General features: G+C 58.0%; 14 protein-coding genes. 9 read left to right on the forward strand and 5 right to left on the reverse strand.

Annotated features, from left to right (window positions below; genetic code table 11):
* The 9 genes from G3N59_RS27375 to G3N59_RS27415 form a co-directional block, all read left to right on the forward strand.
* The coding region (locus tag G3N59_RS27375) for a hypothetical protein (RefSeq protein ID WP_205985957.1) at positions 1–1,069 on the forward strand (1,069 nt) is incomplete at its 5' end.
* Complete coding sequence (locus tag G3N59_RS27380; protein ID WP_205985958.1) at positions 1,066–2,064, forward strand: hypothetical protein; 999 nt, start codon at positions 1,066–1,068, stop codon at positions 2,062–2,064. The genes G3N59_RS27375 and G3N59_RS27380, both read left to right, overlap by 4 nt.
* 1 nt (position 2,065) lies before the next feature.
* Positions 2,066–3,727 (forward strand): hypothetical protein, encoded by a 1,662-nt coding sequence (locus G3N59_RS27385; RefSeq protein WP_205985959.1) that lies wholly within the window; start codon positions 2,066–2,068, stop codon positions 3,725–3,727.
* Positions 3,728–3,733: 6 nt separating this feature from the next.
* The gene (locus tag G3N59_RS27390; RefSeq protein ID WP_205985960.1) at positions 3,734–4,726 is read left to right on the forward strand and encodes a DUF6708 domain-containing protein; all 993 of its coding nucleotides are present in this window, start codon (positions 3,734–3,736) and stop codon (positions 4,724–4,726) included.
* Between the two features lie 55 nt (positions 4,727–4,781).
* Complete coding sequence (locus G3N59_RS27395) at positions 4,782–5,168, forward strand: hypothetical protein (protein WP_205985961.1); 387 nt, start codon at positions 4,782–4,784, stop codon at positions 5,166–5,168.
* 125 nt (positions 5,169–5,293) lie between these two features.
* The gene (locus G3N59_RS27400; RefSeq protein WP_205985962.1) at positions 5,294–6,166 is read left to right on the forward strand and encodes a hypothetical protein; all 873 of its coding nucleotides are present in this window, start codon (positions 5,294–5,296) and stop codon (positions 6,164–6,166) included.
* A 248-nt stretch (positions 6,167–6,414) separates the two neighbouring features.
* Entirely contained in the window at positions 6,415–7,470 is a 1,056-nt protein-coding gene (locus G3N59_RS27405; RefSeq protein ID WP_205985963.1) for an aromatic ring-hydroxylating dioxygenase subunit alpha, read from the forward strand.
* A gap of 19 nt (positions 7,471–7,489) precedes the next feature.
* Positions 7,490–7,657 (forward strand): rubredoxin, encoded by a 168-nt coding sequence (locus tag G3N59_RS27410; protein ID WP_027819204.1) that lies wholly within the window; start codon positions 7,490–7,492, stop codon positions 7,655–7,657.
* Complete coding sequence (locus tag G3N59_RS27415) at positions 7,654–8,838, forward strand: FAD-dependent oxidoreductase (protein ID WP_205985964.1); 1,185 nt, start codon at positions 7,654–7,656, stop codon at positions 8,836–8,838. Before G3N59_RS27410 ends, G3N59_RS27415 begins: the two co-directional genes overlap by 4 nt.
* A 171-nt stretch (positions 8,839–9,009) precedes the next feature.
* On the opposite strand, the gene G3N59_RS27420 is transcribed toward G3N59_RS27415, so the two are convergent.
* The 5 genes from G3N59_RS27420 to zwf form a co-directional block, all read right to left on the reverse strand.
* Positions 9,010–9,930, reverse strand: coding sequence for a LysR family transcriptional regulator (locus G3N59_RS27420; RefSeq protein ID WP_205985965.1), 921 nt, complete (start codon positions 9,928–9,930; stop codon positions 9,010–9,012).
* 169 nt (positions 9,931–10,099) lie between these two features.
* Positions 10,100–10,759, reverse strand: a complete 660-nt coding sequence (locus G3N59_RS27425; RefSeq protein ID WP_205985966.1) for a M24 family metallopeptidase — start codon at positions 10,757–10,759, stop codon at positions 10,100–10,102.
* A gap of 92 nt (positions 10,760–10,851) precedes the next feature.
* Positions 10,852–12,162 carry an MEDS domain-containing protein gene (locus G3N59_RS27430; protein ID WP_205985967.1) on the reverse strand — a complete coding sequence of 437 codons (1,311 nt, stop codon included), beginning with the start codon at positions 12,160–12,162 and terminating at the stop codon, positions 10,852–10,854.
* Positions 12,163–12,451: 289 nt separating this feature from the next.
* On the reverse strand, positions 12,452–13,240 hold the full coding sequence (locus G3N59_RS27435; protein ID WP_346777945.1) for an ROK family protein: 789 nt from the start codon (positions 13,238–13,240) through the stop codon (positions 12,452–12,454).
* A 50-nt stretch (positions 13,241–13,290) separates the two neighbouring features.
* Positions 13,291–14,922 (reverse strand): glucose-6-phosphate dehydrogenase, encoded by a 1,632-nt coding sequence (gene zwf, locus G3N59_RS27440; RefSeq protein WP_205985969.1) that lies wholly within the window; start codon positions 14,920–14,922, stop codon positions 13,291–13,293.
* Between the last annotated feature and the right edge of the window lie 123 nt (positions 14,923–15,045).

Below are 15,045 nucleotides of genomic sequence, written 5' to 3' on the forward strand. Positions count from 1 at the left end.
CCGGGTTGCGGTGTCGCCAGAGGTGGTGAAGGGGCTTTCATCGCGGTTGTCGCTCTGGCACAAGATCAAGCTGGGGGCGGGCGCGCTGGGTGTCTATGTGGCGGCCGATAACCTGCTCAATGCGGTCGCTGAATTGGGCAACGATGGTTTGACGTTGGCTACGGCGCTGGATATTGGCACGAATGCAGCGGTGATGGTGGCATCGGGTTCGGCGATGCGTAGTGCGATGCTGGCGGTGAAGCAGCAGCGTGATTCGTTGGTGGCGGGGAGGGTCGCAACCGACGACAAGATCAAGGTGGCAGGAGAGTTTGCGGATCGGCTGGCGATTGGGGCGGCGGGTGTGGCGGGGTTTCTTGGGAGCATCAAAACTGCTTTTGATGCTTCGGATCAACACGGTGCCGTAAAGGCTTGGTCGATCCTTAGTACAGGAGTGCAGTTTACCGAAGCTGGCGTCGCGGCAGCGTATCTACTTGGGGGATGGGCGGCACGCTTCAGCGGCATTGCTGCTATGGGTTATATCGCGGGAATAGAAGCAGGTCCTATCGGCTGGTCAATCTTGACGCTTGATATTCTCAACACCCTCATTACTGCCTATAACAAACAGCAGGCTGCGGAGCAGGACATCAACGACTGGCTGGACCATTGCTTCTGGGGCAAACATTCTCAATTTCCCACGATGGACGCCGAACGCCTGGCTTTTGCGCGCCTGTCTCAAGAGCCCTATATCGACTCTGACCGGCACGTCATGGAAAAGCTTGCGACTGTCGCGATTCCTGGCATAGGTCCGGCTCTCTCTAATCGACTTCCAGCAAGAACGATGACGGTAGTTTTTCCGGGCTGGCAACCACAAGTCAGTGCGTACAAGATCACCCAGTACAAAGAGATTAATGCGCTGGGCGTGGAGCAATCTCTGAACGATCCCGGCAGGGTTGAAGTACAGGGTGGTGCCGGCATTCTGACTTTCGATACTAAGACGCAAATTGGCGGGACTGCTGTCACCTATTGGCCCAACGGATTTAGTGATTCAGTCATCTATTTCGTTTTGCCGCGTAATCGAGGTGATCAATGATCGTGTTTAAAAGTAAAAAGTCTAGCGCTCGACGCAGTTTCGACGAAGAGCTGATTCGATTAAAGAACCATAAAGATCAACTTTCCTTGCCACGTCCGACGCTTGCAATGTGGCAAGGCGATGCGAAATTCCGAACAGATGTGAGTAATTCGTCAATTTACAACGAGCGCTTTATCGAGACGGAGTTCATGTTTGAATCCGGAATATCTTATGGTTATTTGGTATCAGCATGGCACACGGTTTCCTTCTTAGCGACAACTGCCGTATGTATTAAAACTCACGAAATTTCTTTTCTCACGACATTTTGCGAGTTATTTACTGCTGCACTTCTTATTTGTTTTTTATGGATGCTTAGTCTGCCTAGTGGAAGAATTCGATACAATCGTCAAGCTCAATTGGTTCATCTATATTATGGTAAAAAGTTAATCGCTTTACAGTGGCGTAATGCTCACCCTTTTGCGAAAATTGTTCGTTTAGGGTCTATTGCTCTTGATATATATTTCCCAACGGGTTCATATGCGAACAAAGTAAAATCGGAAATCATCCCGGTTACGGGAAACTTCGATGTTTCAGATGCGGGCTTGGACTCTTCCTTCTACCGATGGGAGTTCATCCGTCGTTACATGGAGGATGGTTTGGAAGCCATCGCACCCGCTTCGAATCCCGAGCCGGGTTTCGAACCACGCAAAGCCTCTGGCCAGTTTCGAAAGACATTCGATATCTTCTACTACCTTGGCTTTGGTTTCCTGATCGATCGCTGGGCAGCATACTGGAATGCGCGCTTTCGCTGGCCAGAGGAAGTTGAACGTCTATGCCACCCTGGTGCGGATCTCACCGGCTACGACACATCTCCAGTCGCCAGTTCCAAGACCCACTTCTATCGCTTCGATCCGCGTCAAGGCGGTTACTACATCTGTGACGCGCAAGGTAACGAACTGCGGGATGCGACCCGTGCTGAGCGAGCTGCAACCTATCCGTCGAGTGCCATGAAGTGAATTGACGTCGATGATCCCCTCGCTTGCTCACTACGACACGAAGGAAGCGTTCAACTTTCGCGCAATGCGCGGAGCGGTTTCCCGCTGCATTCTGGGTCTGGCGTGCCACGAGGAGGGTGCTCGGGCGCTGGCGGACCAGTTGCTGCCTGAAGGGCCGACTGGCGTGCTCTATTACGCCATGCAGGGGTATCCTGGTCAGACCGAATATATCGACAGTACGCGCAAGGCAGTCTCGGTAGTGGGCGACAGGGATGCAAGCAAGGCGATGGACAAGCTTGGCGAAATGCTGGAGAAAATCCCCGCCGATAGCGCTTCGCAGGAGTTGTCGCGGGTGGTGCAGGCGCTGCTGCTCAAGAAAGGCCTGATCAGGACTGGCGAGGCGTTTCCGGGAACACGCTACGCACGCATGCTCGAAATGCTGGACGGCAACCTGCTGCTACGCCAGCCCACGCCGCTGGATCAGGTTCCGGAGGTGTTGCGCAACGATGCGAAGATCAAGGGCATCACGCCGTTCCGCAGGCTGAAGACCTCGCGTACAAAAATCAGCGAGGCGATGGAAAAGGAAATGGATCTGTACCGGGTGCAGGCATACAAGCCCCGGGTTGCGGTGTCGCCAGAGGTGGTGAAGGGGCTTTCATCGCGGTTGTCGCTCTGGCACAAGATCAAGCTGGGGGCGGGCGCGCTGGGTGTCTATGTGGCGGCCGATAACCTGCTCAATGCGGTCAATGAATTGGGCAACGATGGTTTGACGTTGGCTACGGCGCTGGATATTGGCACGAATGCAGCGGTGATGGTGGCGTCGGGTTCGGCGATGCGTAGTGCGATGCTGGCGGTGAAGCAGCAGCGTGATTCGTTGGTGGCGGGGAGGGTCGCAACCGACGACAAGATCAAGGCGGCAGGAGAGTTTGCGGATCGGCTGGCGATTGGGGCGGCGGGTGTGGCGGGGTTTCTTGGGGGCGTTAAGACCGCATTCGACGTATTTGACCAACATGGCGGTGTAAAAACGGCTTCGATTATTAGTGCGACAGTGCAGTTTAGCGAGGCTGGAATTGCGGCAGCTTATTTTCTTAGGAAGAAACTCGCTGAAACAATTGCGATCGAGGCGATATCAACGTTCGCCGAAATAGAGGCAGGTCCGGTGGGTTGGTTTATCTTGTCCTTGGATATTCTTAATACATTGATAGCTGCCTATAATAAACAGCAGGCTGCGGAGCAGGACATCAACGACTGGCTGGGCAAGTGTTTCTGGGGCAAGAGTCCTCAGTATCCCACGATGGATGCCGAGCGCCTGGCGTTTGCGCGCCTTTCTCAAGAGCCTTATATCGACTCAGACCGGCACGTTATGGAAAAGCTTGTGACGCTCGCGATTCCAGGCGTAGGTCCGGCTCTCTCCAATCGGCTGCCAGCAAGGACGATGACGGTAGTTTTCCCGGGCTGGAAACGACAGATCAGTGCGTACAAGATTACCCAGTACAAGGAAGTTAATGCGATGGGCGTGGAACAATCCCTGAACGATCCGGGCAGGGTTGAAGTGCAGGACAATACAGGAGTTCTGACTTTCGACACGCAGACACAAATTGGTGGAACCGCAGTCAAATACTGGCCCAACGGATTCAGCGACCCAGCCATCCATTTTGAGCTGCCACGCAATCGAGATAAATAAAAAATCGTGTTTAAAAATAAAAAACAAAATTATCGTCGCAGCTTCGAGGAGGAGCTGGTTCGATTAAAAAATAGCAAAGATCGTTTGGCATTGCCACTTCCCGATTTGGCAATGTGGAAAGGTGATGTGAGATTTTGGACGGATTTAAATGATTCGGCGCGCTACAACAATCAATATATCGAATCTCAATTTTCTGCGGAATCTACTGTTTCTGATAGTTATTTAATTTCAACTTGGCATACCGTTACTCTTATTGCGACTATTTTGGGGTGTATAACGACAAGAAAAATATCGTTCTTAATTTTTTTTGGGGAATTTTTTTCTCTGATGCTATTGTGGCTTGTTTTGTGGCTAATTAAGATGCCAAGTGGGCGAATTCGATTCAATAGGAAAGCACAAATTGTGCATTTTTTTTGGGGAAGACGATTAATCTCTATTCCATGGCGGAATGCATATCCATTCGCGCAGATCGTTAGGTTGGGCTCTGTGGATTTGGACATCTTTTTCCCAACGAAATACTGCGCTGACAAGACGACGCGGGCGATTATCTCGAGAACAGGAAAATTCGATGTTGCGGATGTTGGGTTGGACTCCGCCTTCTATCGCTGGGAATTCATCCGCCGCTACATGGAAGAGGGTTTGGAAGCCATCGCACCGTCCGAACATCCAGAACCGGGCTTCGAACCACGCAAAGCCTCTGGCCAGTTTCGAAAGACGTTCGATATTTTCTACTACCTTGGCTTTGGTTTCCTGATCGATCGCTGGGCAGCATACTGGAATGCGCGCTTTCGCTGGCCAGAGGAAGTCGAACGTTTGTGCCGTTCCGATGCGGACCTCACTGGCTACGACGCTTCGCCAGTCGCGAGTTCCAAGACCCACTTCTATCGCTTCGATCCGCGTCAGGGCGGTTACTACATCTGTGACGCGCAAGGCAACGAACTGCGGGACGCGACTCGTGCAGAGCGGGCTGCAACCTATCCGTCGAGTGTCATGAAGTGAATTGGCATCGATGATAGGCCAGTGCATCTGGGGCAGGCATCCCCAGTTTCCCACAATGGATGCCGAACGCCTGGCGTTTGCGCGCCTGTCTCAAGAGACTTATATCGACTCAAACCGGCATGTCATGGAAAAGCTTGCGACGGTCGCAATTCCCAGTATAGGTCCGGCTCCCTTCAATCGGCTGTCAGCAAAGAGGATGACGGTAGTTTTCCCAGGCTCGCAATCACAAATCAGTGCATACAAGATCACCCAGTACAAGGAGATTAATGCGTTTGGAGTAGGGCAATCCCTGAACGTTCCGGGCAGAGTTGAATTGCAGGGTGGCGCCGTAATTCTGACATTCAACACTCAGACGCAAATTGGTGGGACTGCTATCACCTACTGGTCCAACGTATTTAGTGACCAGGACGTCAATTTTGAGTTGCCACGTAGTCAAAGTTAATTATGAATATTTTCAGTAAAATCAATAAAAACAGGCGTAGCTTCGAAGAAGAGTTGGCGCGATTGAGATGTCATAAAGATCGGTTAGCCTTGCCTCGTCCAACACTGGCTATGTGGAGAGGTGATGTGAAATTTTGGACTGATATCACCGACTCTGCACGCTACAACGAGAAATATATGGAGAATACTTTTTTAAAAGAATCCATCTTGTCTAATGCCTATTTGGCATCAACTTGGCACACCGTTACGCTTGTGGCAACTGTCGCTGGATGTATTAGTGTAAAGAATATATCATTTATTTCTTTGATCGGTGAGTTTCTTGCTTTAAGCTTATTTGGCCTATTTATTTTCGCGATAAGTTTTCCGGGTGGGCGAGTTTTGTTCAATCGTCAGGCCCAGGTTGTGCACGTTTTTTATGGAAAAAAGCTATTTACTTTTCCATGGCGTGATGCATATCCTTTTGCAAAGATTGTTCGATTAGGATCTGTTGATCTTAATATATATTTTCCTACGAAACTGTACGCGGAAAAAGCAAAATCAGAGGTGATCCCGGTCACGGGAAACTTTGATGTATCCGACTCCGGTCTGAGCCTCGCCTTCTATCGTTGGGAATTCATCCGCCGCTACATGGAGGAGGGTTTGGAAGCGATCGCACCGTCCGAACATCCAGAACCGGGCTTCGAACCACGCAAAGCTTCCGGCCAGTTTCGAAAGACATTCGATATCTTCTACTACCTTGGTTTCGGATTCCTGATCGACCGATGGGCAGCATACTGGAATGCGCGCTTTCGCTGGCCAGAGGAAGTTGAACGTCTATGCCACCCTGGTGCGGATCTCACCGGCTACGACACATCTCCAGTCGCCAGTTCCAAGACCCACTTCTATCGCTTCGATCCGCGTCAAGGCGGTTACTACATCTGTGACGCGCAAGGTAACGAACTGCGGGATGCGACCCGTGCTGAGCGAGCTGCAAGCTATGTTTCAAGCGCCGCTCGGTGAAATAACACCTCGCATCCTCTCTAGCTCGCAACGCTGGCCTGATGCAGTCTCGAGTGCTCGCGTTAACACCGTCACGGGATGCCACACTCAGGCAGCACCAAGCATTAATTCCCGCCATGCTTCCCCCTACATAGACTACATGACCGCGCAGGTATGGGTTCTGCCCGCGCATCTGGCTATCGTTGTCTCCACGCAGCGAACACCGCCGCGACCGTATCGCCCCACAACACGATCCAGGAGACAGCACCATGACGCAAGCCCAGCTTGCCGCGCTCACGCGGCCACGTCAGCCGGCCATGCCCCGCCACTGCACCTTCGACGCCCACGATTGGGACATCCTCAGCCGCTACTGGCATCCCGTCGCCTTTGCCGCGGAAGTTCAGGACAAGCCACTCGCCGTCACGCTGCTCGACGAAGCGCTGGTGGTCTATCGCACGCAGGGGCGCGTGGTGGCCGCGCGCAACGTATGCCCGCATCGCGGTGCGCCGTTGAGCGAGGGCTGGATCGATAACGGCAATCTGGTCTGTCCGTATCACGGCCTGGCTTACGAGGCGAGCGGCAAGTGCGTGCATATTCCTTCGCAGCCCGAAGGACCGATTCCCGATCGGCTTTGCCTGACCACTTACGCCGCGCAGGAAGCATACGGCCTGGTGTGGGTGTCGCTCGGCGGTGGCGAGATTGCGCTGCCTGAATTTCCGGCCTGGAACACCGAAGGCTATCAGCAGATCCTGCCGCCATCGATCGATATTCGCGCCTCGGCGGGGCGGCAAACGGAAGGCTTTATCGACGTTGCGCACTTCGCGTGGATTCATCACGACAGCTTCGCCGATCGCCATAACCCGGTCGTGCCGCAATATTCCGTCGAGCGCCGCCCGAACGGTCTGCGCGCCGAATACGTGAGCACGGTGAGCAATTTCCCCAAGTCGATGCAGCATCGCGCGCCGGAGGATTTTGTGTGGCGCCGCGTGTTCGAAGTCGATGTGCCATTCTTCGCGCGCCTCACGGTGCATTTCCCGGAGAACGGGCGCCTCGCGATTCTCAATGCGGCGAGCCCGGTTTCCGCGCGTCTCACTCGACTGTTCGTGCCGATCGCGCGCAACTTCGATCAGGATCTGCCGCTCGACGATGTCTATGCCTTTAATCGTCAGGTATTCGAGGAAGACCGCGCGATCGTCGAATTGCAATGCCCGGAAGATCTGCCGATCGACCGCTCGCAGGAAGCGCCGATTCTTGCCGATCGCTCGTCAGGCGCGTATCGCCGTGCGCTCGCTGAAATCGGTCTGGGCCAGTCGTACGTGCGTTGATGCGAACGGGAGCAACAACATGAAGATCTGGGAATGCGTGATTTGCGGCTTTCGTTACGACGAGGCCGCAGGAATCCCCGAAGCGGGCATCGCGCCGGGCACGCGCTGGGAAGATGTGCCCGACGACTGGATGTGCCCCGATTGCGCAACCGGCAAGCATGACTTCGAAATGCAGGTGGTGGCATGACGCTCAACACGCAACACGACGCCACGCAGGAACCGATGGTGATCGTCGGTACGGGGCTGGCGGGTTATACGGTCGCGCGCGAATGGCGCAAGCTCGATAGCGAAACGCCGTTGCTGATCGTGAGCCGCGACGACGGGCGTTTCTATTCGAAGCCTGCCTTGTCGAATGCATTGGCGACGCGCACCGCGCCGCATGAGATCGCGCGTTTCGATGCGGCCGCCATGGCGCAGCAACTGAATGCGCGCGTCTGGACGCACCGGCAGGTCGAGCGGTTGGTGCCGGAAGAACATGCGATTGTCGTCGATGGGCAGCGGCTGCGTTATCGTGCGCTGGTGCTGGCAACCGGTGCGGACCCGCGCCGCGTGCCGGTCGAAGGCGATGGTGCGGCCGACGTGCTTTCGGTGAACGATCTCGGCGATTACGCGCGCTTTCGCGAGCGGCTGGCGGCATGCAGGTCGGTGGCGCTGCTGGGCGCGGGGTTGATCGGCTGCGAGTTCGCCAACGATCTGCTGGCGGCCGGCTATGCGGTGACGCTGATCGATCCTGCGCCCGCGCCGCTCGCGCGTCTCTTGCCTGCGGAAGCGGGCGAGACGTTCGCGCGCGGGCTTGCCGCCGCGGGCGTGGACCTGCGCCTCGAGCGCGGCGTGCAATCGATCGCGAAGCGCGAGCCGGGTTATCGGCTGACCTTGAGCGACGGGAGCACACTCGACGCCGATCTTGTCGTGTCCGCCATCGGCCTCGTGCCGCGCACTTCGCTGGCGAGCGCCGCGGGTTTGCAGATCGAAGGCGGCATCGCCACCGATGCGTGGTGCCGCACGAGCGCGCCCGATGTCTATGCGCTAGGCGATTGCGCGGCCATCGAAGGCCGCGTGCAACCCTACGTGCTGCCGATCATGCACGCGGCGCGCGCGCTCGCGCAAACGCTCAGCGGCAGGCTGACGCGGGTGGACTTTCCGGTCATGCCGATTGTCGTCAAAACGCCTGCCGTGCCGGCCGTGGTAGTGACGCCGGACCGTGCGCCCGGGCGTTGGCGCGTTGAAGCGGGCGCGCCCGATAGCGCCCATGCCTTGCGGGCCATCTGCGCAGACGACGCCACGCAGCGCATGAGTGGCTTCGCGCTGCTTGGCGCGGCAACGGCCGACAAGGCCGCATTGTTGAAGGAGATGGCAAGCACTCCGTAGTATCGATTGGGCTCTCCGACAGGCTGCTTTATCTGACCGACCACCTGTCGCGCTCGCGTATCGGCGCCCGCATTCTTCCTGTCTGCGGGGGCCGATACGAGGCGTTTCGCACCGCGAGCCCGCGCCCGCGGTGCTTTTTTTGTTGCTTTTAAAGTATGAGCGAATCAAGCCTTAGCGAATCAATCCTTTGGCGACACCGGCCACGAGATGACGCAGCCACACGGCCGCCGTGCTGCGATGCGTGCGATCGTGCCAGAGCTGGTAATACGTGAGCGCGCGCGGCTCGCCGGGCAAGGGCTCGATGCGCAGCGGCAACAGATTGCAGTAGTGCGTCGCCAGTGCGCGCGTTGTCGTGAACAGCAGATTCGAGCGCATCAGCACATAAGGCGCCATGCCGAAGTAGGGCAGCGTCGTCGTGACGTTGCGCGAGAGCCCATTACGCGAAAGCTCCGCGTCGATCGTGCCCAGCCCCGTGGCGTTATGCGTCGTCACCGCCAGATGTTCGGCCTCTTCATACACGGCCTGATTCAGGTTGCCGGGCTTGATGGGATGTTGCGCGCGCATCAAACACACCAGATCGTCCTTGCAGAGCGGCTGCAAATGCAGATGCTCGGGCGGCGTGCGCCAGTTGCCGATCACCAGATCGAGCGTGCCGCTTTCGAGCCCGTGTCCATAGCCGCCATCGACCATCATCAGATGCTGGAATTCGATGCGTGCGCGCGGCGCCTGCGTATGAAACGCATCGACGATGGCGGGTAGAAAGAACACGTCGAGATAATCGGGCGAGCCGATCAGAAACGTGCGCCGCGTGGTGGCCGGATCGAATGCGGTCGTGGGATTGAGAATCGCAGCGATACCGGCGAGCGCCTGCGCGGCCGGTTCGATCAGCGTGAGGGCGTGACTGGTGGGCACCATGCGGCTGCCGCTGCGCACAAGCAGCGGATCGCCCGTCATGGCGCGCAAGCGGCGCAGCGCGACGCTTACCGTGGGTTGCGATTGACCGAGCAGCAGCGCGGTGCGCGAAACGCTGGCTTCGGTGACGAGTGTGTGGAGAACCTTGAGCAGATAGGAGTCGATGACTTCCCGGGACATGCGAACCGCCGATCGTGTGGGGATTTATTCTTGTTGTATACGTGTCGATATATCGGTTCGTCAAATCAGGGAAATTGCCTGGTCGGCGCGAAACGCCATGCCAGGCGGGCTTCATCTGGCAGCCTGCATGCCGGATATGCCGTGTGCCGCATGGCGTCAAGCCCTTGTTTTACGCGAGCAGGTCTTCGTAAAACGCGCCGAAGGCACGCGTGGGATGCGCGATCTGGATCTCCAGAATCCATAATCCCGCCGCGGGCGCCTGATCGAAATCGGCGAGATTGCCGGCCTTGTAGATCGCGTGCGGGAAGTCGCTGACGCGGTGACCCTTGATATCCACGTTCAGACGCCAACCGTGCGCCTGCGCGCGCTGAGCCGCGTAGTCGTAGAGCGCCGCGCCGCTGCAACCGGTGCTGCGCCAGTGATGCTCGACCTCATCGAAAACGATCTTTGCGGCTTGCGCGCAGCGCTGCATGTCCGGGTCGTCGCCGGTCACGAAGGTGGCGCCCGCATCGCCTTCGTGGCGGTCCCACACGACACCGAGATCGACGAAGAAAATATCGTTCTCGCCCAGCACGGGATCGCTTTCGGAGCGCTCCTTGAAGGTGCGCAGCGTGTTTTCGCCAAAGCGGATCAGAATTGGATGCCAGATGCGATCCATGCCCATCTGCTGGAGAATCGCCTTGCCTTGCGCATTGGCTTCGGATTCGCGCATGCCGGGCCGGATAGCGGCGGCGATCCTGTCGACCGCCTGCCAGGTCATCACGCGCGCATGCTCCATGGCAGCAGGGGAAAACGGTGCGCCGACGGCTTCTCGGGTGTCGCTGTTCACGTGCGGGGGCTCCATCGTTGGGGTTATCGGTATCAATATATTCTCGCGTATATATCGAAACTTTGACAACGCCCATCGGGATGAAAGCGCACTCAGTTGCCCATATCGCTCGCAGGCATGTGGAAGGTGAAGCGGGTTTGCGCGTCGTTCGACACCAGATCGACGGTGCCGCCGTGCGCGCGCGCAATTTCAGCGACGATATAAAGCCCGAGCCCCAGGCCGCGCTGCTCTTCGCGCACATTGCCGCGCGTGAACGGCGCGAACAGGCGCTCGTGCATCTCGGGCGGAATCGCCGGGCCCTGGTTGCTGACGCTTAGCGTGAAGCCGTCGGTATCGCTGGCCGTGACCTGAACCGGCGCGTTCTGCGAGCCATACGTGAGGGCGTTTTTCACCAGATTGGACAGCATGCGCGCCATATAGACCGGGTCGGTGGCGACCGGCCGCGTGAGCGAAATCGACAGATCGATCTGCCGTTGCGGATGCGCGAGGCGCAGTTCCTCGACCGCGTGATTCAGCGCCGCTTCGAGCCCTTCGTGCGCGAGACGCACGGGAATGCCGTCGATAAAGCGGCTGCGGCTCGCATCGGAAATATCGTCGATGAGCGCCGTCATATGGCGCACGCTGCGGCCAATGGTTTCGGAAATCGCGCGCTCGCGTTCGTCCAGCTTGCCCAGTCGCAACAGACGCGCGCCCGCACCGATTGCCGCGAGCGGATTGCGCAGATCGTGACCCAGCACGGCGATCGCCTGAATGGCGTCGATTTCGCGCTGGTCTTCGGCATCGGCGGCAGGTTTGGCGCTGGCGGTATCGTTGGCGTTGGCCGCGAGATCGGACGCCGCGCTGCGCAGCACGAACTGATGGCGGTCCAGCACGTCGCGGGCTTCGGCGGCGTCGATGCCGTCATGCCGGTAGCTGCACATGCAGATCAGCCGCCGCCCGCGCACCATCTCCTGCACGCTGGATTCGTAATCGAGGAAATCGTCCCATTCCGCCTTGCCGACCCACGAGCAGTTGCCGTTGGTCCGCAGCCCGCGATAACCGGCGGCCAGGGCTTCGCGCTCGCGCTCCAGCAAGCCGGCGATCAGGGCCTCCGCGTGCAGCGGTTCGCCTTTCGAGTAGAAACCACGGACGTCCTGGATCTCGATCTGTCCTTGCTGCTCGCGCGCGTCCAGATCGGGCACGACGGCGCGCAGGGCGGCGCGCGCCTCGTCGGCGCCGAACGGCGCTTCGGTGACCCAGAGGCAGCGCTCGTTATTCGCGAGACCTGCCTGGAAATACGGCACGAGGGTGTCGCGCAGATCGTCGGCCGACCGAAAAAGCTGGCCGATATGGCTGCCCCACGAGAGCAGCGGCAGCGACGCGATTCCCGAAGGCGCGTGAGCCTGAATGGATTCTTCTTGCATGGAGCGACGGAGTAAAAAGGCGCGCCATCGAGGATGGCTGCGAGGCGGCGGCGCGCAACCGCTGCATCAGCGCACAATATACTCCGTCTGATTCGTCGCGCGTCGGTAGAACGGGTTCTTTCTGCCGTTTTATTCGTGCTGGGTCGGTAAATATTACTTATTTGGTGCCGGAATGCGGCGATCTATTGGCGCCGAAAACGAGAATGAGCGAATCGATAAGGAATCCAGATCGAAATGAAATTCGACCGTCGAGCCTCGTTATCCGGCCGCGACGGCTTTCGGCATCGCATCAGGAAACCGGCAATTTTTCGCGCACCGAGCGCGGATGCCACAATCGCGCGCCGCCTTCAATGCCGCGATCGTTCGGCACGGTTGCGACATTGGGCGGCAAATCGAAAGACAGGCGTTCGGCGTTGCCGCCGCCAATCCAGAGCTTGTCGTAATGCACGAGCGATTCGAGAATGCCGATAACTTTCTGCACGCGTTGATTCCAGCGTTTGTTGCCCGCCTTGCGACGCGCCGCATCGCCGATATATTCGTCATACGCGTGTTTCTTGCTGACCGGATGATGCGCAAGTTCCAGATGCGGCATCAATTCGCCATCGCGAAAGAGCGCGGTGCCCGCACCCGTGCCCAGCGTGAGCACAAACTCCAGACCGTGACCTTCGATGGCGGCAAAGCCCTGCATTTCCGCGTCGTTGATCATGCGTACCGACGCAATGCCCAGTCGCTCGCCGAGCTTCTGCGCGAGCGGCACATCGCTCCAGCCTTCGACGCCCAGATGCGGGGCCGTCAACACGTGATTGTTGCGCACGAAGCCGGGGAACCCGATCGACACATGCGTGGCGGGGTATTGCTGGATCAGCGGCGCAACCAGTGTATGCAAGGTCTCGACGAGAAGATCGGGCGGGCAAGGGTGGGGCGTGGCCACGCGCACGCGCTCCGTGCGCATATTGCCCTGCGCATCGACAATGGCGGCTTTCAGGCCGGTGCCGCCAATATCGATAGCAAGGATGTTTTCAATCTTTTGAGCCGTGCTTTTCGAAGTCTTTTTTACGGCAGTTTTCTGGCTTGTCACGCGCGCCTCCATCGATATTGAATGCCTGCAGCTTGCTTCACTGCACTGTATTACCGCTTTTTTGATTCTGCCGGCGTTAGCGTGCGCCATGCGCGGCCGTCCTGCGCGAGCAACGCGTCGGCTTCTTGGGGGCCCGCGCTGCCCGAAGCGTAGTCGTGCACGGGCACCGCATCGCCGTCTTTCGGATGCAGCACATCGTCCACTGCTGCCCAGGTCGCTTCGATGCTATCGGCGCGCTGGAATAGCGTTGCATCGCCGAGCATGCAATCGTAAAGCAGCGTTTCATAACCCACATTCGCGTGTTGCGCGAAGAAGTCGTCGTAATCGAACGACGAACGCACCGCGCCGATTTCCATCACTGGTCCCGGTGTTTTGACGTTGAAATCGAAACTCGTGCCATGCGATGGGTCGATGCGCAGTGTGAGTACGTTGGGCGTCAAGGCATCGACGGGCGTGTCGCGAAAGAGCCGGAACGGCACGCTTTTCAGTTGCACGGCAATTTCCGTGCGCCGTGACGCGAGTCGCTTGCCGGTGCGCAAATAAAACGGCACGCCCGCCCAGCGCCAGTTGTCGATATGCACGCGCGCGGCGGCATAGGTTTCAGTGCGGCTATCTTTCGCGACATTCGGTTCGTCGCGATACGCCCCGCCTGCCGGGCCGCTTTCATACTGGCCGAATACCACGTCATCCGGTGCGAGCGGTTTGAGTGCGTCGAAGATTTCGGCTTTCTTGTCGCGTACGGCTTCGGCGTCGAATGAATTGGGCGGCTCCATTGCAATCATGCCGAGCAACTGGAACAGATGGTTCGGCACCATGTCGCGAAACGCCCCGGTCTGCTCGTAGAAACTGCCACGGCCTTCCACGCCGATCACTTCGGCGGCGGTGATCTGCACGCTGTCGATGTACTCGCGCCGCCAGATCGGCTCGAACAAGGCATTGGCGAAACGCACCGCCAGAATGCTCTGCACCGTGTCCTTGCCGAGAAAATGGTCGATGCGATAGATCTGCGATTCCTGCGCGAAATCCAGCAAATGGCGATTCAGATCGCGTGCGGAGGCGAGGTCGGTGCCAAAGGGTTTTTCGATCACGATACGGCGGAAAGCGGCATTGTCGCCATCGCCTTGTTTGAGCAATCCGGCTTTGCCAAGACGCTCGATGATCGGCTTGAAAAAGCGCGCGCCCACGGCGAGATAGAACACGACGTTGCGATTGGTATTGGCATTGGTATTGCCATCGCTACCGGAGAGCTCTTTGGCAAGACGCTGATAAAGCGCGTCGTCCTCGAATTCGCCGGCCTCGTAGCGCAGGCGCTGCGCGACCCAGTTCCAGGCTTGATCGTCGAGTTTCCCTGCGTGGAAAGTGCTGGCCTTATCGGCGGCGAATTGTTCGAGCGCGCTGTGCAGATCGTCGCGCCATTGCTGCGTTTCGCGCTCGCCATGATTGATGCCGATGATCTGCATGCCATCGTCGAGCAGCGCATCGACGGCGAGGTTGTAGAGCGCGGGCATCAACAGGCGCCTGGTGAGATCGCCGCCCGCGCCGAAGATCACGAGCGTGCAGGGCGGAGCGCGATGGCGGCCGGCCGGTGCGGGAGATGCCGTGGGAGCATCGTGAGGCTGCGAAGACACCTTGGCGCTGGCGGCTGAGTCGGGGGTGGCGGGAGTGGCGGGATTCGTGGGCATGATTTCGCTTCGGCTATCCGGTTCGAGTGAAGGGCGTGACCATGCGAGGCCAGCAAAATCGATACCTTGAATGACAGCGCCAACGTGCGCTCAGTTCCCGCGCGATGTGTAGGCATTCTGTAA

It is taken from the genome of Paraburkholderia sp. Ac-20340 (assembly GCF_017104965.1).
Classification (GTDB): domain Bacteria; phylum Pseudomonadota; class Gammaproteobacteria; order Burkholderiales; family Burkholderiaceae; genus Paraburkholderia.

Coding starts and splice junctions, on each gene's coding strand:
- G3N59_RS27395 (WP_205985961.1), top strand. CDS start 4,782: ATGGATGCCGAACGCCTGGCGTTTGCGCGCCTGTCTCAAGAGACTTAT.
- G3N59_RS27420 (WP_205985965.1), bottom strand. CDS start 9,930: ATGTCCCGGGAAGTCATCGACTCCTATCTGCTCAAGGTTCTCCACACA.
- G3N59_RS27430 (WP_205985967.1), bottom strand. CDS start 12,162: ATGCAAGAAGAATCCATTCAGGCTCACGCGCCTTCGGGAATCGCGTCG.
- G3N59_RS27415 (WP_205985964.1), top strand. CDS start 7,654: ATGACGCTCAACACGCAACACGACGCCACGCAGGAACCGATGGTGATC.
- G3N59_RS27405 (WP_205985963.1), top strand. CDS start 6,415: ATGACGCAAGCCCAGCTTGCCGCGCTCACGCGGCCACGTCAGCCGGCC.
- G3N59_RS27380 (WP_205985958.1), top strand. CDS start 1,066: ATGATCGTGTTTAAAAGTAAAAAGTCTAGCGCTCGACGCAGTTTCGAC.
- G3N59_RS27410 (WP_027819204.1), top strand. CDS start 7,490: ATGAAGATCTGGGAATGCGTGATTTGCGGCTTTCGTTACGACGAGGCC.
- zwf (WP_205985969.1), bottom strand. CDS start 14,922: ATGCCCACGAATCCCGCCACTCCCGCCACCCCCGACTCAGCCGCCAGC.